Here is a 26876-nt window from a genome sequence, read left to right on the forward strand (position 1 = left end):
GTGCGACAAGCCAACTACTTCATGGTATGAAGTATCGGTTCTGGAAGATCCGTTTTTCCCCGATACGCAAGGAGATGTGGATGGCAGCCCCGGGGCAGGGTTTCGTCGCCGAACTGAAGAGCGCGGTCACCCCGCGCGCGGCACTGCTCGTGATCGGGGTGCTGCTGCTCCAGCTCGGGTTCATCACCTCCTACATCGGGGCACTGCACAAGCCGGCCCCGCAGAACCTCTCCATCGCGGTGGTCGCCCCGCCGCAGGTCGCCCCCAAGCTGGTCGGGGCGCTGGAGGCGGTCCCGAACGACGCCGTCAAGGCCGTCACCGCGCCGGACGCCGAGACCGCGACCGCGCAGATCAAGGACCAGAAGATCTACGCCGCCTGGGTCGTGAACCCGACCGGCACCGAGGACACCCTGCTGGTCGGCGGCGCCCGCGGCCCGTCCGCCGCCAAGGCCGCCGAGACCATCACCACCGCGATCGACAGGAGCCAGGGCCGTACGGTCAAGGTCGAGGACGTCCTGCCGCTCGCCAAGGGCGACACCAACGGCCTCTCCTCCTTCTACCTGGTCATCGGCTGGTGCGTCGGCGGCTACCTGGTCGCCTCGATCCTCGGCATCAGCGCCGGCTCCAAGCCGGCCAACGCCCACCGCCTGCTGATCCGGCTGGGTGTCCTGGCGCTCTACTCGGTCGCGGCCGGCCTCGGCGGCACGATCATCGCCGGGCCGGTGCTGGACGCCCTGCCGGGCTCGATCCTCTCGCTCACCGCCATCGGGGCCCTGGTGGTCTTCTCGGTCGGCGCGTTCACCATGGCGCTGCAGTGCCTGTTCGGGATCATCGGCATCGGCCTCGCGGTGCTGGTCTTCGTCGTCCTGGGCAACCCGAGCGCGGGCGGGGTCTACCCGGCGCCGATGATGCCGCCGTTCTGGCGGGCCATCGGCTCGGTGATCCCGAACGGCGCCGGCACCGCCGCCACCAAGTCGATCGCCTACTTCGGCTCCACCAACCTGGGGATGCCGATCCTGGTGCTGGTCGTCTGGGCGCTGATCGGCATCGGCGTCGCCTTCCTGGGCGTCGTCCGCGGGACCCGCGCCGAGGAGCGCGAGCCCGTGGCCGTCGCGGCCTGATCCCGCTCCCCCTCTGCCCCCGAGCCCCCGGCCCCACCGGCCGGGGGCTCGGCGCGTCCCGGGGCGGCACGCACGGGCGGGGCGGCGCGCACGGGCCGGTCAGCCGCCCGCGAGCGGGGCCGGGTCGGCGACGATGGCCCGCACCACGCTCACCGCGGCTCCCAGCAGCGGGCCGCGACGGCCCAGCCGGGAGACGGTCAGCCGGTCCTCCGACCACGGCCGGACGGTCACCCGGGCGGTCAGTTCGGCGCGCATCGCGGGGAGCAGCCAGGGCGCCAGCCGGGCGTAGCCGCCACCCAGGACCACCTCGGCCGGGTCCAGCAGGTTGACGGCTCCGGCGGCCGCGATGCCGAGCGCCGAGCCGGCCCCGGCCAGGGCGGCGCGGGCCGACTCCTGGCCGGCCGCGGCGCGCTCGGCGAGCAGCGGCACCCAGTCGCCCCGGGCGCCGGCCAGCCCGGCCGCCCGCAGCACCGCCGCGTCGCCCGCGTACCGCTCCAGGCAGCCGTGGGCGCCGCAGGCGCAGCGGGGTCCGCCCGGGTGGACCGGCACGTGGCCGAACTCGCCCGCGTAGCCGCGCGCGCCGCGCAGCAGGCGTCCGCCGACCACGATCGCCGCGCCGACCCCGGCCTCGGCCGAGACGTAGAGGAAGTCCTCCGGCCCGTCGCCCAGCCAGCGCTCGGCCAGTCCGCCGAGGTTGGCCTCGTTGTCGGCCTCGACGGGCAGTTCGGCCAGGCCGTCCGCGGCCGGGCGCAGCGCGGCGCGCAGTTCGGCGGCCAGCGGGACGTCCTGCCAGTCCAGGTTGGCGGCCCGCCGCAGCAGGGCGCCGGAGGTGTCGACCAGCCCGGGCACGGCCAGGGTGAGCCCGGCCGGGCGCAGGCCGGCCTCGGCGACGGCCGCGCGCAGCAGCGCGGCGAGGTCGGCCATGACGGCGGCGGGCTCCCGGCCGTGGTTGGCGACCTCGCGGCGCCGTACCGCCCGAACCTCCCCGCGCAGGTCGACCACGCAGGCGCCCAGGTGCCGGACGCCGATCTCGGCGCCGAGGCCGCCGGGGCCGAGCGGGTTGAGTCCGAGCGCGGTGCCGGGGCGGCCGACCTTGCCGCTGGGCGTGGCGGGGCCCGCCTCGACCACCAGGCCGCCGGCGATCAGCTGTTCGGTGAGGGAGGAGACCGCGGCCCTGGTCAGTCCGGTCTCGGCGGCCACCTCGGCGCGCGAGCGCGGTCCGCTCGCGATCACCCCGAGCACCAGGGCCAGGTTGGCCCGGCGCATGCCCTGCTGGCTGGCGGGCCCGGTCCGGACGCCGTCCGGCTCGCGCATCAGGCTCACCTCGCCCCTTTGCTACGGCTGCTACGGGACATCCCGCCGCATTTCGGGTGCAGCGTAACCGGGTTCCGGGGCCGTCGTGCGGACCAGGGCGGGCTCGGCGCCGGGGCGGTCGGCGAGCCGGGTGAAGACCCACCGCTGCATCGCCCAGAAGCGGAACAGCATCGCGACGAAGGTGCCGACGACCATGCCGCTGAGGAAGTCCGCGGCCTCCTGGGCGAAGGGGCTGACGAACGGCTCGCGCAGGTCCAGGACGTACCGGGAGATCACCAGCGGTACGTCGTTGACGCCGATCGCCACCGCGCTGACCAGGAAGAACAGCAGGACCTCACGCTGCCGGCCGCCGGACCGGAAGGCCCAGCGGCGGTTCAGCACGTACGAGACGACGGTGGCGATCACGGTCGCGACGGTGAGGGCGACCACCGGCTTGTGCTGCAGCACGGTGAACTTGAGTTCGAGGTTGATCACCGTGGTGAGCACGAAGCAGCCGCTCCCGACCAGCAGGAACTTCACCAGCCGGCGGTGCCGCACCAGGAAGGGGCGCAGCCGGTCCGGCACCCGGGCCAGCGCGCGCTGCGTGGGGGACGGCATCTCCGCAGTCTCGCACGCGGGGATGCCGTCGGCCCCCCGGATCTGAGATCCGGGGGGCCGACGGCCGGGCGGCGCCGGTCAGGCCGCGACGGCCAGCACCTCGGCCGGCTCCAGCGCCAGCTCCAGCACCTCGCGGACGTCCGCGACCGGGTGGACGGTGAGCCGCTCCAGCACCTCGGCCGGGACGTCGTCCAGGTCGGCCTCGTTGCGCTTGGGGATGATCACCGTGGTGACCCCGGCCCGGTCGGCGGCGAGCAGCTTCTGCTTCACCCCGCCGATCGGCAGCACCCGCCCGGTGAGCGACACCTCGCCGGTCATCGCCACGTCGGTGCGCACCTTGCGGCCGGAGAGCAGCGAGGCCAGCGCGGTGGTCATGGTGATGCCGGCGCTCGGCCCGTCCTTGGGGACGGCCCCGGCCGGGACGTGCAGGTGCACGCCGCGGTCGCGCAGCGAGGTGACCGGCAGCTCCAGCTCGGCGCCGCGCGAGCGCAGGTAGGAGAGCGCGATGTGCGCGGACTCCTTCATCACGTCGCCCAGCTGCCCGGTGAGGGTCAGCCCGGTGCCGCCGGTCTCGGCGTCGGCGAGCGAGGCCTCGATGTAGAGGACGTCGCCGCCGGCGCCGGTCACCGCGAGGCCGGTGGCCACGCCGGGGACGGCGGTGCGGCGCTCGGCCGGCTCCTGGGCGGCCTCCGGCACGTGGTGCGGCCGGCCGATCAGCGCGCGCAGGTCCTGGGCGCCGACCGCGGCGGGCAGCTCGCGCTCGCCCAGCTCGGCCTGCGCGGCGATCTTGCGCAGCACCCGGGCGATCGAGCGCTCCAGGTTCCGGACGCCCGCCTCCCGGGTGTACTCCCCGGCGAGCCGGCGCAGCGCCGACTCGTCCACGCTGACCTGCTCACCGCCGAGGCCGGCCTTCTCCAGCTGGCGCGGGAGCAGGTGGTCGCGGGCGATGACGACCTTCTCGTCCTCGGTGTAGCCGTCCAGCCGGACCAGCTCCATCCGGTCGAGCAGCGGCTCGGGGATGGACTCCAGCACGTTGGCGGTGGCGAGGAAGACGACGTCGGAGAGGTCGAGCTCGACCTCCAGGTAGTGGTCCCGGAAGGTGTGGTTCTGCGCCGGGTCCAGTACCTCCAGCAGGGCGGCGGCCGGGTCCCCCCGGTAGTCGGAGCCGACCTTGTCGATCTCGTCGAGCAGGACGACCGGGTTCATCGAGCCGGCCTCCTTGATCGCCCGCACCAGACGGCCGGGCAGGGCGCCGACGTAGGTGCGCCGGTGGCCGCGGATCTCGGCCTCGTCCCGGACGCCGCCGAGCGCGACCCGGACGAACTTGCGGCCCATGGCGTGGGCCACGCTCTCACCGAGCGAGGTCTTGCCGACCCCGGGCGGCCCGACCAGGGCCAGCACCGCGCCCCCTCGGCGCCCGCCGATCAGGCCGAGCCCCTGGTCGGACCGCCGCTTGCGGACGGCCAGGTACTCGACGATGCGCTCCTTCACGTCGGTCAGGCCGGCGTGGTCGGCGTCCAGCACCGCGCGGGCACCGGCGATGTCGTACGCGTCCTCGGTGCGCTCGTTCCAGGGCAGCTCCAGGACGGTGTCCAGCCAGGTGCGGATCCAGGAGCCCTCGGGCGACTGGTCGGAGGAGCGCTCCAGCTTGTCGACCTCCTTGAGCGCCGCCTCGCGGACCTTCTCGGGGAGGTCGGCGGCCTCGACCCGGGCGCGGTAGTCGCCCTCCTCGTCGGCCGCCTCGCCGTTCAGCTCGGCCAGCTCCTTGCGGACGGCCTCCAGCTGGCGGCGGAGCAGGAACTCCTTCTGCTGCTTGGCCACGCCCTCCTCGACGTCCTTGCGGATGGTGTCGTTGACCTCCTCCTCGGCGAGGTGGTCGCGCAGCAGGGTCAGCGCGTACTCCAGCCGGGCGACCTGGTCGGCCTCCAGCAGCACCTTGAGCTTCTGCTCGGCGGTGACGAAGGGCGCGTAGCCGATGTTGTCGGCGAGCTCGCCGACGCCCTCGATCTGCGCGACCCGGTCGACGATCTGCCAGGCGCCGCGCCGGCGCAGCCACTGGGTGGAGAGCGCCTTGTACTCCTTGACCAGCTCGGCGGCCCGGCCGGCCACCGGGGTGCCCACCGAGGACTCCCGGAAGGGCGTGGTCTCCACCCAGAGGGCGGCGCCGGGGCCGGTGGTGCCGACGCCGATCCGGAGCCGGCGGACGGCGCGCACCAGCGCGACCGGCTGCCCGTCGGCGTTCGGGCCGTCGGCCAGCCGGCCGACCTGCTCCACGACGGCCAGCGTGCCGGCCGCCGCGTACGAGCCGTCCACCCGCGGGACCAGCAGGACCTGCGGCTTGCCGCCGGTGTCCGCGGCCCGGGCGGCCTCGACGGCGGCGCGTACCTCGGTGTCCTTCAGGTCCAGCGGGACGACCATGCCCGGCAGGACGACCTCGTCGTCGAGCGGCAGCACGGGCAGGGTGAGCGGTGTGGACGTCGATGCCATGATCTCTCCCCAGTCAGTGAAGTTGAGTCGACCTGACTAAGGCTCGGCGGGCGCCGGTTGTTCCCGGCACCTGGTTCGCCGTGAGCGAACACGATCCGGCCGGGAAGGCCCCGCGGGCGGGCCGCGGGGCGGCCGTCAAAAGGGCACGGAGAACAGACCGGACGGCACCGGGACAGCACCCGGCGCACCCCCGGAATTCCTCAGCGCGCGGTCCGCACGTGCGCCCCGCCGCGCGCGGGCGCGGCACCGCCGGCCGGCGCCGCGGCCGGACGCGGCCGGGGCGGGCGCCGCTCGGCCCGGCGCAGCCAGCGCCACAGCGCCACCCCGGTGAGCACCGCCGCCGGGTGCCCCACGGCGGTGACCACGTCCCGGTCGGAGGCGATCTGCTCGGCGATCATCAGCCCGGCGCCGCCCAGGGCGACCAGCCGCCCGCGCCAGGAGAGCAGCCCGGCCACCGCGCCCAGACAGGCGAGCACGCCGTAGCTGACCCCGATGTCCAGGTGGTCCATGACCTCGGGCGCCATCCGCCCGGTCTCCACCGCGACGACCACCACGCCCTGGGAGAGCAGGGTGGCCGTGACGTGGCCGATCGCGAAGACCGCCGCCGCCCGGGCCGGCCCGACCCTGCGCTCCAGCGGTGCGAGGGTGAAGGCGAATCCCCACAGGTAGGGCATCCAGACTTCACCGGCCACCCAGAAACCACTCAGGACCAGGGCCCGCACGGGGTGCTGCAGCAGGTTGTGCCCGTCGGAGCTGGAGGCCTCCTGCAACCGCTGCACGAGTTCCGGGTCGGCGAGCCGGGCGAAGGTCGTGGTGGCGCCCACGACGGCGAGGTACCCGAGGGTGAAGGGGTTGCGCCGGGGCGTCGGCACCCGGTCCAGCAGCCACCGCACGGCGCCGGTGCGCAGCCCGAGCCGGAGCATTCCGTACGGCGCTCCCGCGGGCACGCGGCCCCCGGCGTCCTGCCGCAGTCCCGCCATGCCGCCTCCGCTCGACGCCGCGGCCAACCGGCCCGCCCGGCGCCCGGGGCACCGGCGCGCGCCGCGGATCGCGCCCGGTCGGATGTTGTCGTGGCCACGGTACGTCGAGGTTCTGAGAGGCACCTGGGAAAAGCCCGTGAAGACCGTCGACGTAGCGGACCGCCGGATTCCTGAAATTGGTCCAGACCTTGTTCCCATTAACGCGTCAGTAGGGCCTCTGACCGGCGACTTGGCGTCAACTGGACTGCATACGTACCGTTACGCGGTGAAAATTCGCCGGGTAAGGTATCGGCCCGTGCCCACTCGTGCAGTGGGTCCGCGGGCGGCTCGAACAGCCGGCCCACGGGCCGGAAACGTCCGGTCCACCTGCCGGAAAGCATCCGCTGTCCGTACGCTGCGAAGTGCGCGGGAGAAGTGGGCGGCCGACCAGTCCGTCCTCGCCTCCCGATCGCGCGACGGGACGGCGGACCCGGCACAGTCCACGACGGAACAAGACTACGAGCGGAGCCCCGCCATCCCCACAGGTGGCCGGCCCGCAGCCCTGGGGGCGGTGGCGTGACCGTGACAGAAATTCAGCAGGACAACCACAACGCCGGCGGCGCGGTGAGCAGCCAGCGCAGAGTGCTGGTGGTTGAGGACGAACCCACGATCGCCGAGTCGATCGCGGCCCGACTGGGCGCGGAGGGGTTCAAGGTCGCCGTGGCCCACGACGGCCCCGGCGCGGTCGACGGCTTCCACACCTGGCAGCCGGACCTCGTCGTCCTCGACATCATGCTGCCCGGCTTCGACGGCCTGGAGGTGTGCCGCCGGATCCAGGCCCAGCGCCCGGTGCCGGTGCTGATGCTGACCGCGCGCGACGACGAGACGGACCTGCTGGTCGGTCTCGGCGTCGGTGCCGACGACTACATGACCAAGCCGTTCTCGATGCGCGAACTGGCCGCCCGGGTCAACGTGCTGCTGCGCCGCGTCGAGCGCGCCCAGCAGGCGGCCCGCACGCCCGCGCTCGGCAGCCTGCGCTTCGGCGAGCTGGAGATCGACCACGTGCAGCGCCGGGTCCGGCTGGCCTCGGGCGACGTCCACCTGACGCCGACCGAGTTCGACCTGCTCGCCTGCCTGGCCGCCCAGCCGCGCGCGGTGCTCACCCGCGAGCAGCTGCTGGCCGAGGTCTGGGACTGGACCGACGCGTCCGGCACCCGCACCGTGGACAGCCACGTCAAGGCGCTGCGCCGGAAGATCGGCGCCAGCTGGATCCGCACCGTGCACGGCGTCGGGTACGCACTGGAGGCCCCGCTCTCCTAGGACGGCGAGCACCGGGCGACGGGCCACCGGGGGGCCCGTGTCCGGACGACGCCGTGCCACCACGCGGGGGAAGACACGCGGGGACACAGAGACCAATGACCTTTCCACAGCAACGCAACGGGGATTCCGCCGGCACGCGGCCGCGGACCCTCGCCGCCCGTGCCGCCAGCCGGGTCTGGGCCGACATCCGGCCGCTCGACCCGGTCCGCTCGATCAAGGGCAAACTCGCCCTGCTCGTGATCGTCTCCGTGTTCCTGGCCACCGGAATGGTGGTCGTGGCGATCCGGTCCGAGACCCAGATCCGGATCATCATGGTCTTCTCCATGATCGCCTCACTGCTGTTCATGCAGTTCCTCGCGCACGGGCTGACCGCCCCGCTGCGCGAGATGACGGAGGCCGCCCGCACCATGGCCTCCGGCGACTACAGCCGCCGGGTCGAGGTGAGTTCGCGCGACGAGATCGGCGAACTGGCGGCCGCCTTCAACGCGATGGCCGCCGACCTGGAGGCCGCCGACCAGCACCGGCGCGAGCTGGTCGCCAACGTCTCGCACGAGCTGCGCACGCCGATCGCCGCGCTGCGCGCCGTCCTGGAGAACGTGGTCGACGGCGTCGTCCAGCCCAATCCGGCGACGCTCGGGGCGGCGCTGGAGCAGACCGAGCGGCTCGGCCGCCTGGTCACCCACCTGCTCGACCTCTCCAAGATCGACGACGGCGTGGTCGACCTGGACGCCCGCCCCTTCGAGGTGCGCGAGTTCCTGGACGGCGTGCTGCGCGGGGTCACCGTGGACGGCGCGACGGCCGGCGGGGCCTTCTCCCGGCGCGGGGACGTCCGGCTGGCCCTGGAGGTCAGCCCGGCCGGCCTGACCGGCGTGGCGGACCCGGAGCGGCTCCACCAGGTGGTCGCCAACCTGGTCGACAACGCCTGCAAGCACTCCCCGCCCGGCGGCACCGTGACGGTGCGCGCCAGGCCCGACTGCGAGGACGGCGCACTGGTGCTGGAGGTCCAGGACGAGGGCCCCGGCATCCCGCCGGCCGACCGCACCCGGGTCTTCGAGCGGTTCAGCCGCAGCGGCACCGCGACGGCCTCCGGCCCGGGCTCGGACGGCGGCACCGGCCTCGGCCTGGCCATCGCCCGCTGGGCCGTGGACCTGCACGGCGGACGGATCGCGGTGGCCGAGTCGCCGAGCGGCTGCCGGATCGAGGTCCGGCTGCCCGGGCGGCGCCAGGTCGAGGGCCAGGACATTTGTCACAGATCCGACACAGACGCATACGAAGATCGTTAGAGGATTTCCGTGGGGGTTTGTCCGTTTTCCTGCGGATATAGCCCCTCGCCGAGGTCGATCGGTTCCCCTCAGATGCGGCTTTCTAACGTACTTTTTCGGCCAAAGTGCAGGTCAGGACTGTGATCTGGGTGACGCCTGGCCCCCGGGGACTGCGCGATCACTGGTCAGGGGCGTAGCCTTAATCCCCGCTGTCCAAACATCCCAAAAGGAAGCGGAAGAGGGCGGTTGCCGCCGTGTCGCCACAGTCCCCTGAAACCCCCAACAGCTCGGCAAGCTCCACTGGCTTCGGCCCCAATGAGTGGCTCGTCGACGAGATCTACCAGCAGTACCTCCAGGACCCGAACTCGGTCGACCGAGCCTGGTGGGACTTTTTCGCCGACTACAAGCCCGGTACCGAGGTGACCCCAGTGACCCAGGCCGCGACCCAGGCCGGCCCCACGCCGACCCCTGCCGCTGCCCCCGCGCCCGCCGCCGCTGCTGCTCCGGCCGCGACCGCCCCCGCCGCACCGGCCGCTCCGGCCGCTCCGGCTCCGGCTGCCGCCCCGCTCGCCGCCGCGCCCGCCGCGCCCCCGGCCCCGAAGGCCGCCGCCCCGGCCGTGGCCGCGCCGGCCCCGGCCGCCGGCCCCGAGCTGATCCAGCTGCGCGGCCCGGCCAAGGCCGTCGCCACCAACATGGACGCCTCGCTGGAGGTGCCGACCGCGACCTCGGTCCGCGCCGTGCCGGCGAAGCTGTTGATCGACAACCGCATCGTCATCAACAACCACCTGCAGCGCGCCCGTGGCGGCAAGGTCTCCTTCACCCACCTGATCGGCTACGCCCTGGTCCAGGCCATCAAGGCCTCCCCGGGGATGAACTACAGCTACAAGGTGGAGGACGGCAAGGCCTTCCTGGTCAAGCCGGAGCACGTCAACCTCGGCCTGGCGATCGACCTGGTCAAGCCGAACGGCGACCGCCAGCTGGTCGTCGCGGCGATCAAGAAGGCCGAGACGCTCGACTTCTTCGGCTTCTGGCAGGCCTACGAGGACATCGTCCGCCGGGCCCGCGCCAACAAGCTGACCATGGACGACTTCACCGGCGTCACGGTCTCGCTGACCAACCCCGGCGGCATCGGCACCGTGCACTCCGTGCCGCGCCTGATGCAGAACCAGGGCACCATCGTCGGCGTCGGCGCCATGGAGTACCCGGCCGAGTTCCAGGGCTCCGCCCCGGAGACCCTGGCCCGCCTGGGCGTCTCCAAGATCATGACGCTGACCTCGACCTACGACCACCGCGTCATCCAGGGCGCGGCGTCGGGCGAGTTCCTGCGCACGATCCACCAGCTGCTGCTCGGGCAGAACGGCTTCTACGACGAGATCTTCGAGTCGCTGCGGATCCCGTACGAGCCGGTCCGCTGGGCCACCGACGTCGCCACCACCCACGACGACGAGGTCAACAAGACCGCCCGCGTCATGGAGCTCATCCACGCGTACCGCGTGCGCGGCCACCTGATGGCCGACACCGACCCGCTGGAGTACAAGCAGCGCAAGCACCCCGACCTGGACGTCGTCCAGCACGGCCTCACCCTGTGGGACCTGGAGCGCGAGTTCGCGGTCGGCGGCTTCGGCAGCCAGAAGATGATGAAGCTCCGCGACATCCTCGGCCTGCTGCGCAACACGTACTGCCGCACCGTCGGCATCGAGTACATGCACATCCAGGACCCGAAGCAGCGCAAGTGGCTGCAGGAGCGCCTGGAGAAGCCGTACACCAAGCCGGAGCGCGAGGAGCAGCTGCGGATCCTCCGCCGCCTGAACTCGGCCGAGGCCTTCGAGACCTTCCTGCAGACCAAGTACGTCGGGCAGAAGCGGTTCTCGCTGGAGGGCGGCGAGTCGCTCATCCCGCTGCTGGACGCCACCATCGACGCCGCCGCCGAGCACCGCCTCGACGAGGCCGTCATCGGCATGGCCCACCGCGGCCGCCTGAACGTGCTGGCCAACATCGTCGGCAAGCCGTACGCCCGGATCTTCGGCGAGTTCGAGGGCAACCTCGACCCGAAGTCGATGCACGGCTCGGGCGACGTCAAGTACCACCTGGGCGCCGAGGGCACCTTCACCGGCCTGGACGGCGAGACCATCAAGGTCTCGCTGGCCGCCAACCCGTCCCACCTGGAGACGGTCGACCCGGTCGTCGAGGGCATCGTCCGCGCCAAGCAGGACATCCTGGACCAGGGCGGCACCACCTTCCCGGTGCTGCCGATCCAGGTCCACGGCGACGCGGCCTTCGCCGGCCAGGGCGTGGTCGCGGAGACCCTGAACATGTCGCAGCTGCGCGGCTACCGCACCGGCGGCACGATCCACCTGGTGGTCAACAACCAGGTCGGCTTCACCGCCGCCCCGGCGTCCTCGCGCTCCTCGATGTACTGCACCGACGTGGCCCGGATGATCGAGGCCCCGATCTTCCACGTGAACGGCGACGACCCGGAGGCCGTGGTCCGCGTCGCGCGGCTCGCCTTCGAGTTCCGCCAGGAGTTCCACAAGGACGTGGTGATCGACCTCATCTGCTACCGCCGCCGCGGTCACAACGAGGCCGACAACCCGTCGTTCACCCAGCCGCTGATGTACGACCTGATCGACAAGAAGCGCTCGGTGCGCAAGCTGTACACCGAGGGCCTGATCGGTCGCGGCGACATCACCATGGAAGAGGCGGAGCAGGCGCTCCAGGACTTCCAGGGCCAGCTGGAGAAGGTCTTCGCCGAGGTCCGCGACGCGGCCCAGACGCCAGCCGACGCCACCGCCGGCAAGCCGGTCGCCGACTTCCCGGTCTCCATCCAGACCGGCATCTCCCAGGAGATGGTCAAGCGGATCGCCGCCTCGCAGGTCAACCTGCCGGACTGGCTGACCGTCCACCCGCGCCTGCTGCCGCAGCTGCAGCGCCGCGCCGCCTCGGTCGAGGACAACACCATCGACTGGGCGATGGGCGAGACCCTCGCCATCGGCTCGCTGCTCATGGAGGGCCACCCGGTCCGCCTGGCCGGCCAGGACAGCCGCCGCGGCACCTTCGGCCAGCGGCACGCCGTCCTGATCGACCGCAAGACCGGCGAGGACTACACCCCGCTGCAGTACCTCACCGAGGACCAGGCCCGCTACACCGTCTACGACAGCCTGCTGTCGGAGTACGCGGCCATGGGCTTCGAGTACGGCTACTCGCTGACCCGCCCGAACGCGCTGGTCATGTGGGAGGCGCAGTTCGGCGACTTCGTCAACGGCGCGCAGACCGTGGTGGACGAGTACATCGCCTCCGCCGAGCAGAAGTGGGGCCAGCACTCCGGCGTCACCCTGCTGCTGCCGCACGGCTACGAGGGCCAGGGCCCGGACCACTCGTCCGCCCGCCCGGAGCGCTTCCTCCAGCTGTGCGCGCAGAACAACATGACGGTCGCCATGCCGACCCTGCCGTCGAACTACTTCCACCTGCTGCGCTGGCAGGCGCACAACCCGCACCACAAGCCGCTGGTCGTCTTCACCCCGAAGTCGATGCTGCGTCTGAAGGCCGCGGCAAGTGCGACCGAGGAGTTCCTGTCCGGCTCGTTCCGCCCGGTCATCGGCGACACCACCGTCGACCCGGCGCAGGTCCGCAAGGTGGTCATCACCGCCGGCAAGTTCTACTACGACCTGGAGGCGGCCCGCACCGAGCGCGGCGTCACCGACACCGCGATCGTCCGGGTCGAGCGGCTCTACCCGCTGCCGGTGGCCGAGCTCCAGGAGGAGCTGGCCCGCTACGGTGAGAACGTCCAGTTCGTCTGGGCGCAGGAGGAGCCGGACAACCAGGGTGCCTGGCCGTTCATCGCGATGAACCTGGTCGACCACCTGCAGGTCGTCATCGGCCGCAGCGCCGGCGGCTCCCGCCTGCGCCGCGTCGCCCGCACGACGGCTTCGTCGCCCGCGGTCGGCTCGGCCAAGCGGCACGCCGCCGAGCAGCGCGCGCTGATCGAAGAGGTCTTCTCGCTCTGACGCTCTGACGCGCTGAAGCTCCGAGGGCTCACCGGCCCCCGCCCTCCCACCCGGGAGGACGGGGGCCGCGTCGTTTCCCGGCAGAACCGTTTCACCGTCACGCCATGTCAAGGTCCCAGCTCTGCAACCAAACCGGAACCGCCGTGCACGAGCTCCTGACGGGTCGATAGGTTATGCCTGCCGGTCGGACACCGGGCGCCCGTCATCGCGCCCCGCCACCGCCCCGGCCGTACGACCTCACCGCTCTCCCAGGGGGATCACCACATGACCGCCGACACGCCTCGGGACGCCGCGAAGCTCCCGCCGGTCTTCCAGCCCCTCCTCCCGGAGGATCCCAAGGAGGTGGGCGGCTACCGGCTGTTCGCCCGCCTCGGCGCCGGCGGCATGGGCCGGGTCTACCTCTCCTACACCCCGGGCGGGCGCCCGGTCGCGCTCAAGGTGGTGCGCCCCGAGTTCGCCGAGGACGGCGAGTTCCGGCGCCGCTTCGCCCAGGAGGTCAGCAACGCCCAGCGGATCCACGGGCTCTACACCGCGCAGGTGATCGACTCCGGCGGCCTGGACAGCGACGCCCCCTGGCTGGTCACCGCCTACGTCCCGGGCCCGTCCCTGCAGCAGGTGGTCCGCGAGCACGGCGCGCTGCCGGTGCGCACCGTCCTGCTCCTGATGGGCGGCATCGCCGAGGCCCTGCAGGCGATCCACAGCGTCGAGGTGGTCCACCGCGACCTCAAGCCCGCCAACGTGCTGGTCGCCGGGGACGGCCCGCGGGTGATCGACTTCGGCATCGCCCGGGCCGCCGACGCCACCGCGCTGACCGGCACCGGCTACCGGATCGGCTCCCCCGCCTTCATGTCCCCCGAGCAGGCCCAGGGCCGCCCGGTCACCCCGGCCACCGACGTCTTCGCGCTCGGCGCCCTGGCCGCGTACGTGGCCGGCGGCACCGCGCCCTTCGGCGACGGCCCGGACACCGCGGTGCTCTACCGGGTGGTGCACGAGGACGCCGACCTGTCGGCCGTCCCGGCGGACCTGCGCGAGCTGATCCAGCGCTGCCTGGCGAAGAACCCGGAGGACCGGCCGAAGCCCGCCGAGATCATCCAGGTCGCCCGCAACCACCCCGAGGTCGGCGGCCAGCTGCGGTTCGCCGACGACTGGCTGCCGCGCCAGGTCAACACCGAGATCACCCGCCGCTCCGACCTCCCCAAGACCCCGCCCACCCCGCTGCCGGCCGCGCCGGCCACCCCGCCCACGCCGGTGCCCGCGATGCCCGCCGCCCCGGCCACTCCCCCGCCGCCGGCCGTCGCGCCGACCCACCCGGCCACCGCCGTGCAGCCGCAGCAGCCCGTGGCACCCCCGCCGGGCTTCACGCCGCCGCCGCTCGGCTCGTACGGCGCCCCGCAGCCGCCCACCGAGTCGCCGACCGCCCCGGTGCTGCCCTCGCCGCCGACCGTCCAGCTCCGGCAGGAGCCGCCGACCTTCGACACCCCGCCGCCCGGCCCGGTGGTGACCTCCGACCCGGCGCCCGAGCCGGAGCCCAAGCGCAAGGGCGGGGTGTCCTGGAAGGTGCTGCTCACCGTCGCCCTGGTGATGGCCGTCGGCGGCACCGCGGGCGGCGTGGTCCTGATGAAGAAGCTGAACGACGGCGACAAGAAGAAGGACTCCTCCAACGCCGCCCCCGCCACCGGCGGGCCGGCCGCCTCCAAGCCGGCGGCGGCCCCGACCGAGACTTCCTCCCCCAGCCCGAGCAGTACGGTCACCAACTCGCCGGTGACGGCCGGCCCTTCACAGTCCGCCTCGGGCGCCGTCTCGGCCCCGGCCCGGCCGACCGGTTACACCCTGCTGCTGGACAAGAAGGCGCTCTCGATCCCGGCCGCCGACTACTCCTCCGACGCGTACCGGATCGACCTGGTCAACGGCACCGTGGTGCCGCGCAGCAGCAGCGGCCTGAAGTGGGGCCTCGGCGTCACCAACAACGGCGCCGGCTTGAAGGCCAACGCGTTCGAGAGCTCCGGGGACGAGCGGTCGGACTTCGCCGTGATCACGGACTCCACGGTGACGGCCGAGCAGTGCGCCGCCGCGATCGACTCCCGTCCGGACACCGACCTGTCCTACAACCGGGTCGCGCCCGGGCGCCTGCTCTGCATCCGCGACCGGGTCTCCCGGAACATCGCCATCGCCGCGATCAGCACGGCGGACGCGACCACCGGCGCCGCCTCGCTCACCGTCAGCACCTGGCGGGCCAGCTGACCGGTCTATCCTGACCAGGTCAATCCCCATCGGACCGGAGCGAACCGTGTACTTCACCGACCGAGGCATCGAGGAGCTGGCGAACCGCCGCGGCGAGGAGGAGGTCAGCTTCGACTGGCTGGCCGAGCGCCTGCGCGAGTTCGTCGACCTCAACCCGGACTTCGAGATCCCGGTCGAGCGGCTGGCCACCTGGCTGGCCCGGCTCGACGACGAGGACGACGAGTGACCCGGTGACGGCCGTCGAGAGGCCCGGGAGGCGGTTGCCTCCCGGGCCTCTCGCATGTCCCGGTGCCCTCTCCGCCCGGTCTCGCCCGGGTGTCCCGTAGGGGAAGGCTCGGGGGCGGATCGGGGTCGGGTCCGGGGTCGGGCACGCTTGATTTTCCCGTCACGCGATATATCGTCTTTAAAAGAGAACGCGATACATCGCGATCCGCGACGGGAGGCGGCAGAGATGAGCCAGTGGACGATCGAGGAGCCCGGCAGGACCACCGTGGACGAGCCGGTCCGCGCCCTGCACGTGCGGGTCATCGAGGGCACCGTGAACGTGGTGGCCGCCGAGGGCCCGGCCCGCCTGGAGGTCACCGAGCTCCAGGGCGACCCGCTGCACGTGACGCTGGTGGACGGCGTGCTGACGGTCACCTACAAGGACCTCAACAGCTGGGGCGAGTTCGGCGACTGGCTCAAGTCGGTCGGCTCGGTCAAGAGCTTCTTCGGCTCCCTCAAGCGCAAGCGGGTCGTCGGCATCACCCTCACCGTCCCGGCCGACGCCGAGGTCAAGGTCGGCACCGTCTCCGCCGACGCCACCGTCTCCGGCGTGGCCGGGCACGTCTCGGTGCAGAGCGCCAACGGCGACGCCACCCTGGTCGGACTGACCGGGCGCACCGACGCCAACACCGTCACCGGCGACGTGGACGCCCAGTCGATCGGCGGCCAGCTCCGGGTCAACACCGTCTCCGGGCAGCTCACGGTGGTCGCCGGCACCGCCGACCGGGTCCAGGCGAACGCCGTCACCGGCGCCGTCACCCTGGACCTCGACGTCGACGGCGCGGCCGACGTCAAGGTCAGCACCGTCAGCGGCCCGGTCGTGGTCCGGATCCCCTCCCGCACCGACGCCAAGGTCGAGGCCGGCTCCACCAGCGGCGACATCTCCAGCAGCTTCGAGCAGCTCAAGCTGAGCAGCACCTGGGGCGCCAAGAAGCTCTCCGGCCAGCTCGGCGAGGGCCGCGGCAGCCTCGGCGTCACCACCGTCTCCGGCTCGGTGACCGTGCTGAGCCGTCCCGAGCCCGAGGACGAGGGCCCGGCCAAGGAGCTCCCCGCCGCCGGCAAGCCCGACTTCACCAAGGAGGCCTGAGATGACCCCCGTCTTCGGCCACGGCCGGCTCCGCCTCTACCTGCTGAAGCTGCTCGACGAGGCACCGCGGCACGGCTACGAGGTGATCCGCCTGCTGGAGGAGCGGTTCCAGGGCCTGTACGCCCCCTCGGCCGGGACGGTCTACCCGCGGCTGGCCAAGCTGGAGCAGGAGGGCCTGGTCGCCCACAGCACCGAGGGCGGCCGCAAGGTCTACCGGCTGACCGACGCCGGTCGCGCCGAACTCGAAGCCCGGCAGGGCGAGTTGGACGAGCTGGAGCTGGAGATCCTGGACTCCGTGGCGCAGCTCGCCGGGGCGATCCGGGAGGACGTCCGGGACAGCGCCAAGGACCTGCGCGAGGAGCTGTGGAAGGCCGCCAAGCAGACCCCCCGACCCGACCGCGCCCCGGGCGACGGCGCCGGCGACGCCTGGTCGGGCCCGTGGGGCGACAACGACGCCTGGCAGCGCACCAAGGAGGAGTTCGCGCAGTTCAAGCGGCAGGCCAAGGAGCAGGCCAAGCGGGCCCGGGAGCAGGAGAAGGCCGCCAAGGCCAAGGCGAAGGCCGCCGAGGACGAGGCCCGGCGGCTGCGCGCCCAGGCCAAGGCCTCGCGCAACGCCGCGCAGCAGGAGGCCCTGCGGATCAAGCGCCGGGTCGAGCAGCAGGTGCGCGAGCACGCGGCCAAGGGCGACTGGCCGACCGGGCTGGCCGAGGGCCTGGCCGAGCTGACCAAGGGCCTGTCCGGCCTGGCCGACGCGGCCCGCTGGGGCAACCCGGTGGACGAGCCCGCCGGGCAGGGCGAGCGGATCGACGTGACCCGGATCGACCTGGACAAGGACGGCCCGGACAAGGACGGGACCGCCACCCCCGCCGACCTGCCCGGATGGACGCACACCGACCCGGCCGGGGACCCGTCCCGCGAGCTGGAGCGGCTGCTCGACCGCTTCCGCGACCAGGTCCGCGACGCGGCCCGGGACGGCGGGGTGAGCGCGGACAAGCTGGCCGAGGCCCGCGCGGTGCTGGGCGCCGCGGGCGAGCGGCTGAGGCGGCTGCTCGGCTGAGCGGCTGAGGCGGCTGCTCGGCTGAGCGGCCGACTGCCGAGCGACCGGCCGACCGCCGGCCCGGCCGAAGGACCCCGGGCCCGGTGCTCCCCCGAGGAGCACCGGGCCCCGACGGGCCCTGGCGTCAGGGGTTGAGGACGATCTTGCCGAAGACCTCGCCCTTGGCCAGCCGGGCGAAGCCCTCCCGGGCCTCGCTCAGCGGCAGCACCGAGTCGATCACCGGGCGGACGCCGGTGTTGGCGCACAGCGCGAGCAGCCCGGCCAGCTCCTCCTTGGTGCCCATGGTCGAGCCGACCACCTTGAGCTCCAGGAAGAAGATCCGGTTCAGCTCGGCGGCGCGCGGGCTGGGTCCAGAGGTGGCACCCGAGATGACGATGGTGCCGCCCGGACGCAGCGACTTCACCGAGTGCGACCAGGTCGCGGCGCCGACCGTCTCCATCACCGCGTCGACCCGCGCGGGCAGCCGGGCGCCGCTCTCGAAGGCCGCGTCGGCGCCCAGCTCCACCGCCCGGCGGCGCTTGGCCTCGTCCCGGCCGGTGACCCAGACCCGCAGGCCGGCCGCCTTGCCGAGGACGACCAGCGCGGTCGCCACGCCGCCGCCGGCGCCCTGCACCAGGACGGTGTCACCGGGCTTGACCCCGGCGTTGGTGAACAGCATCCGGTAGGCCGTCAGCCACGCGGTGGGCAGACAGGCGGCCTCCTCGAAGCTGAGCTCCGCGGGCTTGGGCAGCAGGTTCCAGGTGGGCACCGCGACCCGCTGGGCGAAGGTGCCCTGGTAGCGCTCGGTCAGGATGGACCGCGGTTCGTCCGGGCCCACCCCGTGGCCGCTCTGCCCGATCACCGAGTGGATGACCACCTCGTTGCCGTCCTCGTCGACACCGGCGGCGTCGCAGCCGAGGATCATCGGCAGCTTCTCGGCGGGCAGGCCCACGCCCCGCAGCGACCACAGGTCGTGGTGGTTGAGGCTGGCGGCCTTGACCGTGACCACGCTCCACCCGGGCCGGGCCTGCGGCTCGGGGAGCTCGCCCAACTCCAGTCCGCTGAGCGGGTCGTCGGCATCGATACGTGCGGCGTAGGCAGCAAACATGAACCGGACGATAGCGGCGACGGCCGGGGCCGGGAACCACGCGTGAGTGTGACGCGTGTCCCTGCCCCGGCCGTCCGCGGTCCGTCCGTCAGCCGTTCCTCAGGCCGTCGGCCCGGTTCGTGTCCCGGTTCAGATCCGGGCCACGCCCTCGGCCCGGGCGGCCTCGGCGACGGCCTTGGTGACCGCCGGGGCGACCCGCTCGTCGAACGGCGAGGGGATGACCTTCTGCGGCGTGAGCTCGTCGGCGACGACACCGGCCAGCGCCTTGGCGGCGGCCAGCTTCATGCCTTCGGTGATCCGGCTGGCCCGCACCTGCAGGGCGCCGGCGAAGATGCCGGGGAAGGCCAGCACGTTGTTGATCTGGTTCGGGAAGTCGCTGCGGCCGGTGGCCACGACCGCCGCGTACTTGTGCGCGACCTCGGGGTGGATCTCCGGGTTGGGGTTGGCCATCGCGAAGACGAACGCGCCCTCGGCCATCGTCGCGACGACCTCCTCCGGCACGGTGCCGCCGGAGACGCCGATGAACACGTCGGCGCCGGCCATCGCGTCGGCCAGCGAGCCCTTGAGGCCGGAGCGGTTGGTCCGCGCGGCGATCTCGGCCTTGACGTCGGTGAGGTCGCCGCGGCCCTCGTACACCACGCCCTTGCGGTCGCAGACGGCCACGTCGCCGATGCCGGCGGCCACCAGCATCTTGGCGATGGCGATGCCGGCCGCGCCGGCGCCGGAGATGACGGCCCGCAGCGAGCCGATCTCGCGGCCGGTGACCGCGGCCGCGTTCCAGAGGGCGGCGGTGGTGACGATCGCGGTGCCGTGCTGGTCGTCGTGGAAGACCGGGATGTCCAGGGCGTCCTGGAGGCGGCGCTCGATCTCGAAGCAGCGGGGGGCGGAGATGTCCTCCAGGTTGACCCCGCCGAAGGAGGGCGCCAGCCGGACCACGGTCTCGACGATCTCGTCGACGCCGGTGCAGGCGAGCGCGATCGGCACCGCGTCCACGCCGCCGAACTGCTTGAACAGGATGGCCTTGCCCTCCATCACGGGCAGCGAGGCCTCCGGGCCGATGTCGCCGAGGCCCAGCACGGCGGTGCCGTCGGTGACCACGGCGACGGTGTTGGACTTCCAGGTGTAGTCGTTGACCAGCTCGGGCTGCTCGGCGATGGCCGTGCAGACCCGGGCGACACCGGGGGTGTAGGCGAGGGACAGGTCGTCCGCGTCACGCACCGGGACGGTCGCCCGGATCTCCATCTTGCCGCCGCGGTGCAGCGCGAAAACCGCGTCGACCGGATCGTCGGTGTCCTGGGTGCTGCTGATGATCTCCGCTGCCACGATGACCTCTTCGTCATTGATCTGGCGAGGGCACACGGCCGACGGCGGGACGACCCGTCCGGAAACCGGAAACCGGGTACGCCGAAGCGGACCCGGGGTCGGGGTCGGGGCGCTGTGTCGGGAGGCGCCCTCGGGTGAGGGTTTTATGGGGTCTTGTGTTTGTCCGCGTTAGTGCTACCGGGGCCGAGCCTAGGTCGGACGAAGGCATCGCACCTATGCCTTTTCGTCCTCGTCACGTGCGGTTCATCGCCGCGCTGTCGCGTCCCAGGGGCCCGGCGTCGGAAGCGCCGGGCTCCGGCGGCGGCAACGGCAGTGAGCACACGCGCACCCGCAGGAGTGAACGCAGACGCGAGGGGATTCGGTGCCCCGGATACGGAGTCACGTGAGGACTTCCGTTCCCGGGCACCCCGGGCCTGTCAGGACTCGGCGGTCTGGTTCGAGCGTCCGGGGGTCACCCGGTACGGCATTCTGACACACCCGCCGCCGGGCCCGGCAGGGCGGGATGGCAGGATCGCTTGTCCGCCATTTCGCGTACACCACCGCGACACCGTGGCGACCGCACGTCCCTCCCACAGGAGCCTCCCTCATGCCTCACCCCCTCCCCTTCCGCCGTCCGGCCCTGGCCGGCGCCGTCCTGGCCACCGCCGGTGCCCTCCTGCTGACCGGTTGCGGAGGCGGCGGGCAGGCCGCCGCGGACGACCCGGTCAAGGATGTCCGCAGCAAGCTGCCGAAGGCGCAGCGCTCGGCCGGGGTGCTCCGCATCGGCATGGACGTCAACTACGCCCCGGTGGAGTTCCGCGGCCCGGACGGCAAGCCGACCGGCCTCGACCCGGAGCTCGCCGCCGCCCTCGGCAAGATCCTCGACGTGCGGATCGAGTTCGTCGACACCACGTTCGACAAGCTGATACCGAACCTCCAGGGCAAGCAGTACGACGTGGCGATGTCCGCGCTCAGCGACATCCGCCAGCGCCGCGAGGGCCTGGACGAGAACGGCAAGCCGACCGCCGCCGCCGTGGACTTCGTGGACTACTTCATCGCCGGCACCTCGATCGTCGTCCCGAAGGGCAACCCCAAGGGGATCAAGACCCTGGACGACCTGTGCGGCAAGACCGTCGCGCTCCAGCAGGGCACCACCCAGGACGAGATCATCACCCGCCAGGTGGGGGTCTGCGCCCGGACCGGCCGCCAGCTGACCACGCACAAGCTGGACAGCGACGCCAAGGCGCTGGCCGAGGTCGCCTCCGGCGCGGCCGCGGCCGGGGTGAACGACTTCCCGGTGGCCGCCTACGCGGCGAAGACCACCGACAGCGGCAACCGCTTCGAGGTGACCGGCGCGCAGTCCACCTCCAACCCGTACGGGATCGCGGTGCGCAAGAGCGACACCGAGCTGCGCGACGCGCTGGCCAAGGCGGTCGACCAGCTGATCCGCGGCGGCGAGTACGACAAGATCCTCGCCAAGTGGAACGTCAGCGCCGGCGCGGCGCAGAACGCCGTGGTCAACGGGGGCATCTGAGCGGGCGGGCGGCGGGCCTCCGGGCTGAGCACAGAGGGATCTGCATACTTATGCGCAGGGTGACAGGGGCCCGGGATAGGTCCGAATAGCGGACGGTGTGACCCCTCGTTATCCGATTTTGATCTGGATCAGGGCCACCTGACCGTCATCAGATGGCAGGATTCCCCCCATCTCGGATCGACGGCCACTGGTCGAGGCGGTTCGGTCAACGTCCACCTCGGCGGAGGGTGGCGGAAGCAGTACTCGTAGAACCCTGGGCGGTCCCAGCGTCCAGGCACTGCAGAACCCGGCCTTGCACGTACGACGACGTACGACGCACACCGTACGACGCCGTACGGCTCGCACCCCCGGTGCGCCGCTCCCGCGGCGCGCTCCGCCCGACCTTCTCTCCCAGGAGGAGATCCCCCTCATGACCGCCCGTACCAAGCGCACCCGCCTCTACGCGGCCGGTGTGGTCGCCGCCTCCGTCTCCCTCGTACTGACCGGCTGCAGCAGCAGCAAGAGCGAGGGCAGCGGCGCTCCCAACGCCTCCGCGACCGTCAACGAGGTCAAGGCCGACCCCAAGCTGGCCGCGCTCGTCCCGGACGACGTCAAGTCCGCCGGCAAGCTCGTCGTGGGCGCGGACGCCTCGTACGCCCCGGACGAGTTCAAGGACGACAGCGGCAAGGTCATCGGCATGGACGTCGACCTGGCCACCGCCATCGCCACCAAGCTCGGTCTGAAGGCCGAGGTCCAGGACTCCGGCTTCACCGCGATCATCCCCGGCATCCAGTCGAACAAGTTCCAGCTCGGCATGTCGTCCTTCACGGACAACAAGGAGCGCGAGCAGATCGTCGACATGGTCACCTACTTCAACTCCGGCAGCGCCATCGCCGTGAAGAAGGGCAACCCGGAGAAGATCGACCCCAAGGACCTCTGCGGCAAGAAGGTCGCCGTCCAGACCGGCACCACCCAGGCCGACGAGATCAAGGACACCCGCAACCCGGACTGCGCCAAGGCGGGCAAGCCGGGCGTCCAGAACGACGGCGACAAGTTCGACCTCCAGACGGACGTCACCAACGCCGTGGTCTCCGGCCGCGACCAGGCGATGATGGCCGACTCCCAGGTCGTCGACTACGCGATCAAGCAGTCCGGCGGCCAGCTGGAGAAGGTCGGCGAGACCTACGGCGTGGCCCCCTACGGTGTCGCCCTGGCCAAGGGCTCCAAGCTCACCCCGGCCATCCAGGGTGCCATCCAGTCGCTGATCGACGACGGCACCTACAAGCAGATCCTCACCAAGTGGGGCGTCGAGGCCGGTGCCATCGACAAGTCGACCGTCAACGGCGCCGTCAGCTGACCCCTCGTACGCTTCATCTCTCCCCCGAGGCCACACCGTGAACTCTTTGGACAAGGGGACGGCGGGACAGGGACGGCCTGAGACCATCAAGGCCGTCCCGGTCCGCCACCCCGGACGCTGGGCGGGCGCCGTCGTCATCGCCCTGCTCGCGGCGATGCTGCTGAGCGCCCTCTTCACCAACCCCGCTTTCAAGTGGGACATCGTCGGCAAGTACCTGTTCCACGACAGCATCGTGCACGGCATGGTCGTGACGCTGGAACTGACCGCGCTCTCCATGCTCATGGGGGTGGTCGGCGGCATCGTCCTCGCGGTGATGCGGCTGTCCCCGAACCCGCTGCTCTCCGGCACCGCCTGGGTCTACATCTGGGTCTTCCGCGGCACCCCGGTGCTGGTGCAGCTGGTGATGTGGAACTTCCTCGGCCTGATCTGGGCCAAGCTGTCGATCGGCGTGCCGTGGGGACCGGAGTTCTGGTCCGAGTCGACCAACGTCCTGATCCCGACCTTCGTCGCCGCCCTGCTGGGCCTCGGCCTGAACGAGGCCGCCTACATGGCGGAGATCGTCCGCGGCGGCATCCAGTCGGTGGACGAGGGGCAGACCGAGGCCGCGCACGCGCTCGGCATGAGCCAGTTCCAGACCATGCGGCGGATCATCCTGCCGCAGGCCATGCGGGTGATCATCCCGCCGACCGGCAACGAGACCATCTCGATGCTCAAGACCACCTCGCTGGTCTCGGTGATCTCCCTGGAGGAGATCTTCCGGGCCGGCCAGGTGATCTACTCTCGGAACTACCAGAACATCCCGCTGCTGATCGTCGTCAGCCTCTGGTACCTCTTCTTCACCTCCGTGCTGACCATCGGGCAGTACTACATCGAGCGCCACTACGCCCGGGGCTCCAACCGCACCCTCCCGCCCACCCCGCTGCAACGGCTGCGGGGCCTGTTCGCCGGGAAGCCCGCCCCGAAGACGACGGCCGACGTCGTCCCGGGGCTCGAGGGAGGTGGTCACGTATGACCGATCTGACCAAGACCCCCGCCGACGCCGTCGCGGCCGCCGAGCCCATGGTCCGCGCCGAGAACGTGCACAAGTCCTACGGCCCGGTCGAGGTGCTCAAGGGCATCGACCTGGAGGTCAAGCAGGGCGAGGTGTTCTGCCTGATCGGCCCGTCCGGCTCCGGCAAGTCGACCTTCCTGCGGTGCATCAACCACCTGGAGAAGATCAACGGCGGCCGCCTCTGGGTGGACGGCGAGCTGGTCGGCTACCAGCAGCGGGGCGACAAGCTCCACGAGCTCAGGGACCGCGAGGTCGCCGTCAAGCGGCGCGACATCGGCATGGTCTTCCAGCGCTTCAACCTGTTCCCGCACATGACGGCCATAGAGAACGTCATCGAGGCGCCGGTCCAGGTCAAGGGCGAGAACAAGGCCGCCGCCCGCGAGCGCGGGATGGCCCTGCTGGAGCGGGTCGGCCTCGCCGACAAGGCGAAGAACTACCCCTCCCAGCTCTCCGGCGGCCAGCAGCAGCGCGTCGCGATCGCCCGCGCGCTGGCCATGAAGCCCAAGCTGATGCTCTTCGACGAGCCCACCTCGGCGCTCGACCCGGAGCTGGTCGGCGACGTCCTCGACGTCATGCGCGGCCTCGCCGAGGAGGGCATGACGATGGTGGTCGTCACCCACGAGATGGGCTTCGCCCGCGAGGTCGGTGACGCGCTGGTGTTCATGGACGGCGGCGTGGTCGTCGAGGCCGGCAACCCCCGCGAGGTCCTCACCAACCCGCAGCACGAGCGCACCAGGGCCTTCCTCTCCAAGGTGCTCTGAGCCCGTACCGTCGGCGCCCGGCAGGCAGCTCCTGCCGGGCGCCGACGTTTTCCTCGCCCTGGTAATAGGCTGGAAGCAGTCAGCCCGTTACCGATCTTCTGGAAGGACCTCCGTGGAGCTCGCCTCGTACGCCGATCTCGCCGTTCGGCTGGTGAACACCGAGGAGCCCGAGCGCGGCACCGACGCGCTGACCTCCGTGGACGCGGTCCGCGCCCTCTTCTCCGACTCCTCGCGGGCCGCCGCGCTCGCCGACGAGTCCGACCTGCCCCGGCTCCGGGCCGTACGGACCCGGCTGCGCGGCGTCTTCGAGGCCGCCGCCGACGGGGACGAGATCCGGGGCGTCGACCTGCTGAACAGCCTGCTGATGGAGTACCCCGTCAGCCCGCTGGTCTCCGGGCACGACTACCTGGACGACGCCGGACGGCCGCGCTGGCACCTGCACCTGGCCGACAACTCGCCGACCGCCACCGCGCACTTCAGCGCGGTCGCCTGCATGGGCCTGGCCGTCCACCTGACCGAGCTGGGCGCCGACCGGCTGGGCATCTGCCAGGCCGCGCCCTGCCGCAACGCCTACCTGGACACCTCGACCAACCGGTCCCGCCGCTACTGCTCGGACCGCTGCGCGACCCGGGCCAACGTGGCCGCCTACCGGGCCCGCAAGCGCCAGGAGGCGGAGGCCGCGCTGGGCGGCAAGCCGTAGGGCTTCCTCCGCCGTCCCCAGGCGTCCTCCGCCGTCCTCAGACGTCCTCCTCGGGCGTCCTCAGACGTCTTCCGCCCAGACGCCCAGGCGGCGGGCCAGGCCCGGCACCCGGGCCAGCGGCGGGGCGAGCAGCAGCCGCTCCAGCCGGCGGCCCGGCGCCAGCCAGGCCGGGTGGGGGCGCAGCCGCAGCAGCACCCGGCCGAGCACCAGCTCGTCCGGGACGGCACCGTAGCTGCGGCTGTCGCTGTCCACCGGACGGTTGTCGGAGAGCAGCCACCAGCCCCCGGCCCGGCGCCCGGCGGCCCGCTTCACCACCAGCAGGTCCTGCTGGAAGGGGTGCCGGAAGAGCACCACGGCCCCCGGCCGGATCGGCGCGCCGTAGCGGACCAGCAGCTGGTCGCCCTCGCGCAGGGTCGGGACCATCGACGGGCCCGCCACGTCGACCAGCCCGAACGGCAGGGCACCGCCCCGCTCCCGGCCCACCGGTTCCGTGCTCCGTGCCACGACTCCTCCTCCCGCCCCCGTCCGGCCCCAGTCTGCCGTACGGACCGTCACCTGTTCGATGTCCGGATTGGCCTGGTTCCGGGTCCGTCTTTTGCCCTAGGCCCACCGCCCGATCGCGAAACCACGAGGGCGGAAGGGTAATCTCGGGCGCGGGAAGACGATCTAAGGAAGGACTCCCATGTTCTCTCGTCTGTTTGCACCGCGTGCCACCGCCCACGCCCACTGTGACCTGCCCTGCGGCGTGTACGACCCGGCGCAGGCCCGGATCGAGGCCGAGTCGGTCAAGGCCACCCAGGAGAAGTACCAGGCCAACGAGGACGCGCACTTCCGCGCCCGCGCCGTCATCATCAAGGAGCAGCGCGCCGAGGCCGTCAAGCACCACATCTCGGTGCTGTGGAGCGACTACTTCAAGGCCCCGCACTTCGAGAAGTACCCGCAGCTGCACCAGCTGATCAACGACACTCTGAAGGCCGCCTCGGCCGCCAAGGCGTCGACCGACCCGGCCACCGGCCAGGCCCTGCTGGACCTGATCGCCGAGGTCGACAAGATCTTCTGGGAGACCAAGCAGGCCTGAGCCTGACGCGTCGCCACCCGACCGCCCCCGTCCGCACCGCCGGACGGGGGCGGTCGTGCGTTCCCGTCCGGCCCGAAGCTGGTAAGGGTCACAGGTGCTGAGCGGCTGTTATGCTGCCAGGGCGTCCGAGGGGGAAGTCCGGTGCGAATCCGGCGCTGACCCGCAACGGTGAGCGCGGTCCCAGAGACCGTGCCAGCCCGATCGCCCCCGGCCGCTGACCTCCCGACAACTCGCCGCGGACTGCGAGGGGAACGGCGCCCCGGCACGCCCGCGGACCGCGCCCGCCCCGGCGCGCCCCCGGCCCGAGGCAAGGC

The 26876-nt window shown here is 72.3% G+C and carries 21 protein-coding genes and 1 riboswitch; of the genes, 14 read left to right on the forward strand and 7 right to left on the reverse strand.

Annotated elements, in window-relative coordinates; translation table 11 throughout:
• Positions 1-80: 80 nt before the first annotated feature.
• The gene (locus tag ACYP53_RS04015) at positions 81-1121 is read left to right on the forward strand and encodes an ABC transporter permease (protein WP_459646650.1); all 1041 of its coding nucleotides are present in this window, start codon (positions 81-83) and stop codon (positions 1119-1121) included.
• A 99-nt stretch (positions 1122-1220) separates the two neighbouring features.
• Here ACYP53_RS04015 and ACYP53_RS04020 read toward each other — a convergent pair whose 3' ends face one another.
• The 4 genes from ACYP53_RS04020 to ACYP53_RS04035 form a co-directional block, all read right to left on the reverse strand.
• Positions 1221-2435 (reverse strand): ROK family protein, encoded by a 1215-nt coding sequence (locus ACYP53_RS04020; protein WP_189915699.1) that lies wholly within the window; start codon positions 2433-2435, stop codon positions 1221-1223.
• 30 nt (positions 2436-2465) lie between these two features.
• A complete protein-coding gene (locus ACYP53_RS04025; RefSeq protein WP_189915698.1) occupies positions 2466-3032 on the reverse strand; it encodes a GtrA family protein in 567 nt (188 codons plus the stop codon).
• A gap of 78 nt (positions 3033-3110) precedes the next feature.
• Positions 3111-5519 (reverse strand): endopeptidase La, encoded by a 2409-nt coding sequence (gene lon / locus ACYP53_RS04030; protein ID WP_459646651.1) that lies wholly within the window; start codon positions 5517-5519, stop codon positions 3111-3113.
• 200 nt (positions 5520-5719) lie between these two features.
• Positions 5720-6499 (reverse strand): rhomboid-like protein, encoded by a 780-nt coding sequence (locus tag ACYP53_RS04035; RefSeq protein WP_189915696.1) that lies wholly within the window; start codon positions 6497-6499, stop codon positions 5720-5722.
• Between the two features lie 561 nt (positions 6500-7060).
• On the opposite strand from ACYP53_RS04035, the gene ACYP53_RS04040 reads away from it, so the two are divergent.
• The 7 genes from ACYP53_RS04040 (at position 7061) to ACYP53_RS04070 (ending at position 17713) form a co-directional block, all read left to right on the forward strand.
• Positions 7061-7798 (forward strand): response regulator transcription factor, encoded by a 738-nt coding sequence (locus ACYP53_RS04040; RefSeq protein WP_189915695.1) that lies wholly within the window; start codon positions 7061-7063, stop codon positions 7796-7798.
• A gap of 95 nt (positions 7799-7893) precedes the next feature.
• A complete protein-coding gene (locus ACYP53_RS04045) occupies positions 7894-9081 on the forward strand; it encodes a sensor histidine kinase (protein ID WP_189915694.1) in 1188 nt (395 codons plus the stop codon).
• A gap of 233 nt (positions 9082-9314) precedes the next feature.
• Complete coding sequence (locus tag ACYP53_RS04050; protein WP_459646652.1) at positions 9315-13064, forward strand: multifunctional oxoglutarate decarboxylase/oxoglutarate dehydrogenase thiamine pyrophosphate-binding subunit/dihydrolipoyllysine-residue succinyltransferase subunit; 3750 nt, start codon at positions 9315-9317, stop codon at positions 13062-13064.
• 264 nt (positions 13065-13328) lie between these two features.
• Positions 13329-15305, forward strand: a complete 1977-nt coding sequence (locus ACYP53_RS04055; RefSeq protein ID WP_459646653.1) for a protein kinase domain-containing protein — start codon at positions 13329-13331, stop codon at positions 15303-15305.
• 46 nt (positions 15306-15351) lie between these two features.
• Entirely contained in the window at positions 15352-15531 is a 180-nt protein-coding gene (locus ACYP53_RS04060) for a DUF6104 family protein (RefSeq protein ID WP_189915691.1), read from the forward strand.
• A 225-nt stretch (positions 15532-15756) separates the two neighbouring features.
• Positions 15757-16656, forward strand: a complete 900-nt coding sequence (locus tag ACYP53_RS04065; RefSeq protein WP_459646654.1) for a DUF4097 family beta strand repeat-containing protein — start codon at positions 15757-15759, stop codon at positions 16654-16656.
• A gap of 1 nt (position 16657) precedes the next feature.
• Entirely contained in the window at positions 16658-17713 is a 1056-nt protein-coding gene (locus ACYP53_RS04070; RefSeq protein WP_189915689.1) for a PadR family transcriptional regulator, read from the forward strand.
• A gap of 124 nt (positions 17714-17837) precedes the next feature.
• Here the strand turns inward: ACYP53_RS04070 and ACYP53_RS04075 are convergent, their stop codons facing one another.
• Positions 17838-18800, reverse strand: a complete 963-nt coding sequence (locus ACYP53_RS04075; RefSeq protein WP_459646655.1) for a zinc-binding dehydrogenase — start codon at positions 18798-18800, stop codon at positions 17838-17840.
• Positions 18801-18929: 129 nt separating this feature from the next.
• On the reverse strand, positions 18930-20123 hold the full coding sequence (locus ACYP53_RS04080) for an NAD(P)-dependent malic enzyme (protein ID WP_459646656.1): 1194 nt from the start codon (positions 20121-20123) through the stop codon (positions 18930-18932).
• A 586-nt stretch (positions 20124-20709) separates the two neighbouring features.
• On the opposite strand from ACYP53_RS04080, the gene ACYP53_RS04085 reads away from it, so the two are divergent.
• The 5 genes from ACYP53_RS04085 (at position 20710) to ACYP53_RS04105 (ending at position 25484) form a co-directional block, all read left to right on the forward strand.
• On the forward strand, positions 20710-21636 hold the full coding sequence (locus ACYP53_RS04085) for an ABC transporter substrate-binding protein (RefSeq protein ID WP_459646657.1): 927 nt from the start codon (positions 20710-20712) through the stop codon (positions 21634-21636).
• Between the two features lie 409 nt (positions 21637-22045).
• Complete coding sequence (locus ACYP53_RS04090; protein WP_459646658.1) at positions 22046-22972, forward strand: ABC transporter substrate-binding protein; 927 nt, start codon at positions 22046-22048, stop codon at positions 22970-22972.
• Positions 22973-23009: 37 nt separating this feature from the next.
• On the forward strand, positions 23010-23984 hold the full coding sequence (locus tag ACYP53_RS04095) for an amino acid ABC transporter permease (protein WP_229928519.1): 975 nt from the start codon (positions 23010-23012) through the stop codon (positions 23982-23984).
• Positions 23981-24784, forward strand: a complete 804-nt coding sequence (locus ACYP53_RS04100) for an amino acid ABC transporter ATP-binding protein (RefSeq protein ID WP_308437555.1) — start codon at positions 23981-23983, stop codon at positions 24782-24784. Before ACYP53_RS04095 ends, ACYP53_RS04100 begins: the two co-directional genes overlap by 4 nt.
• Before the next feature lie 112 nt (positions 24785-24896).
• Positions 24897-25484, forward strand: a complete 588-nt coding sequence (locus ACYP53_RS04105) for a CGNR zinc finger domain-containing protein (protein ID WP_189915684.1) — start codon at positions 24897-24899, stop codon at positions 25482-25484.
• A 60-nt stretch (positions 25485-25544) separates the two neighbouring features.
• Here ACYP53_RS04105 and sodX read toward each other — a convergent pair whose 3' ends face one another.
• Entirely contained in the window at positions 25545-25907 is a 363-nt protein-coding gene (gene sodX, locus ACYP53_RS04110; RefSeq protein ID WP_189915851.1) for a nickel-type superoxide dismutase maturation protease, read from the reverse strand.
• 259 nt (positions 25908-26166) lie between these two features.
• Between sodX and sodN the strand changes: the two genes are divergently transcribed.
• Positions 26167-26562 (forward strand): superoxide dismutase, Ni, encoded by a 396-nt coding sequence (gene sodN, locus ACYP53_RS04115; RefSeq protein WP_189915683.1) that lies wholly within the window; start codon positions 26167-26169, stop codon positions 26560-26562.
• A gap of 88 nt (positions 26563-26650) precedes the next feature.
• Positions 26651-26789: riboswitch (cobalamin riboswitch) on the forward strand.
• Positions 26790-26876 lie beyond the last annotated feature (87 nt).

It is taken from the genome of Kitasatospora sp. Ki12, assembly GCF_054601375.1.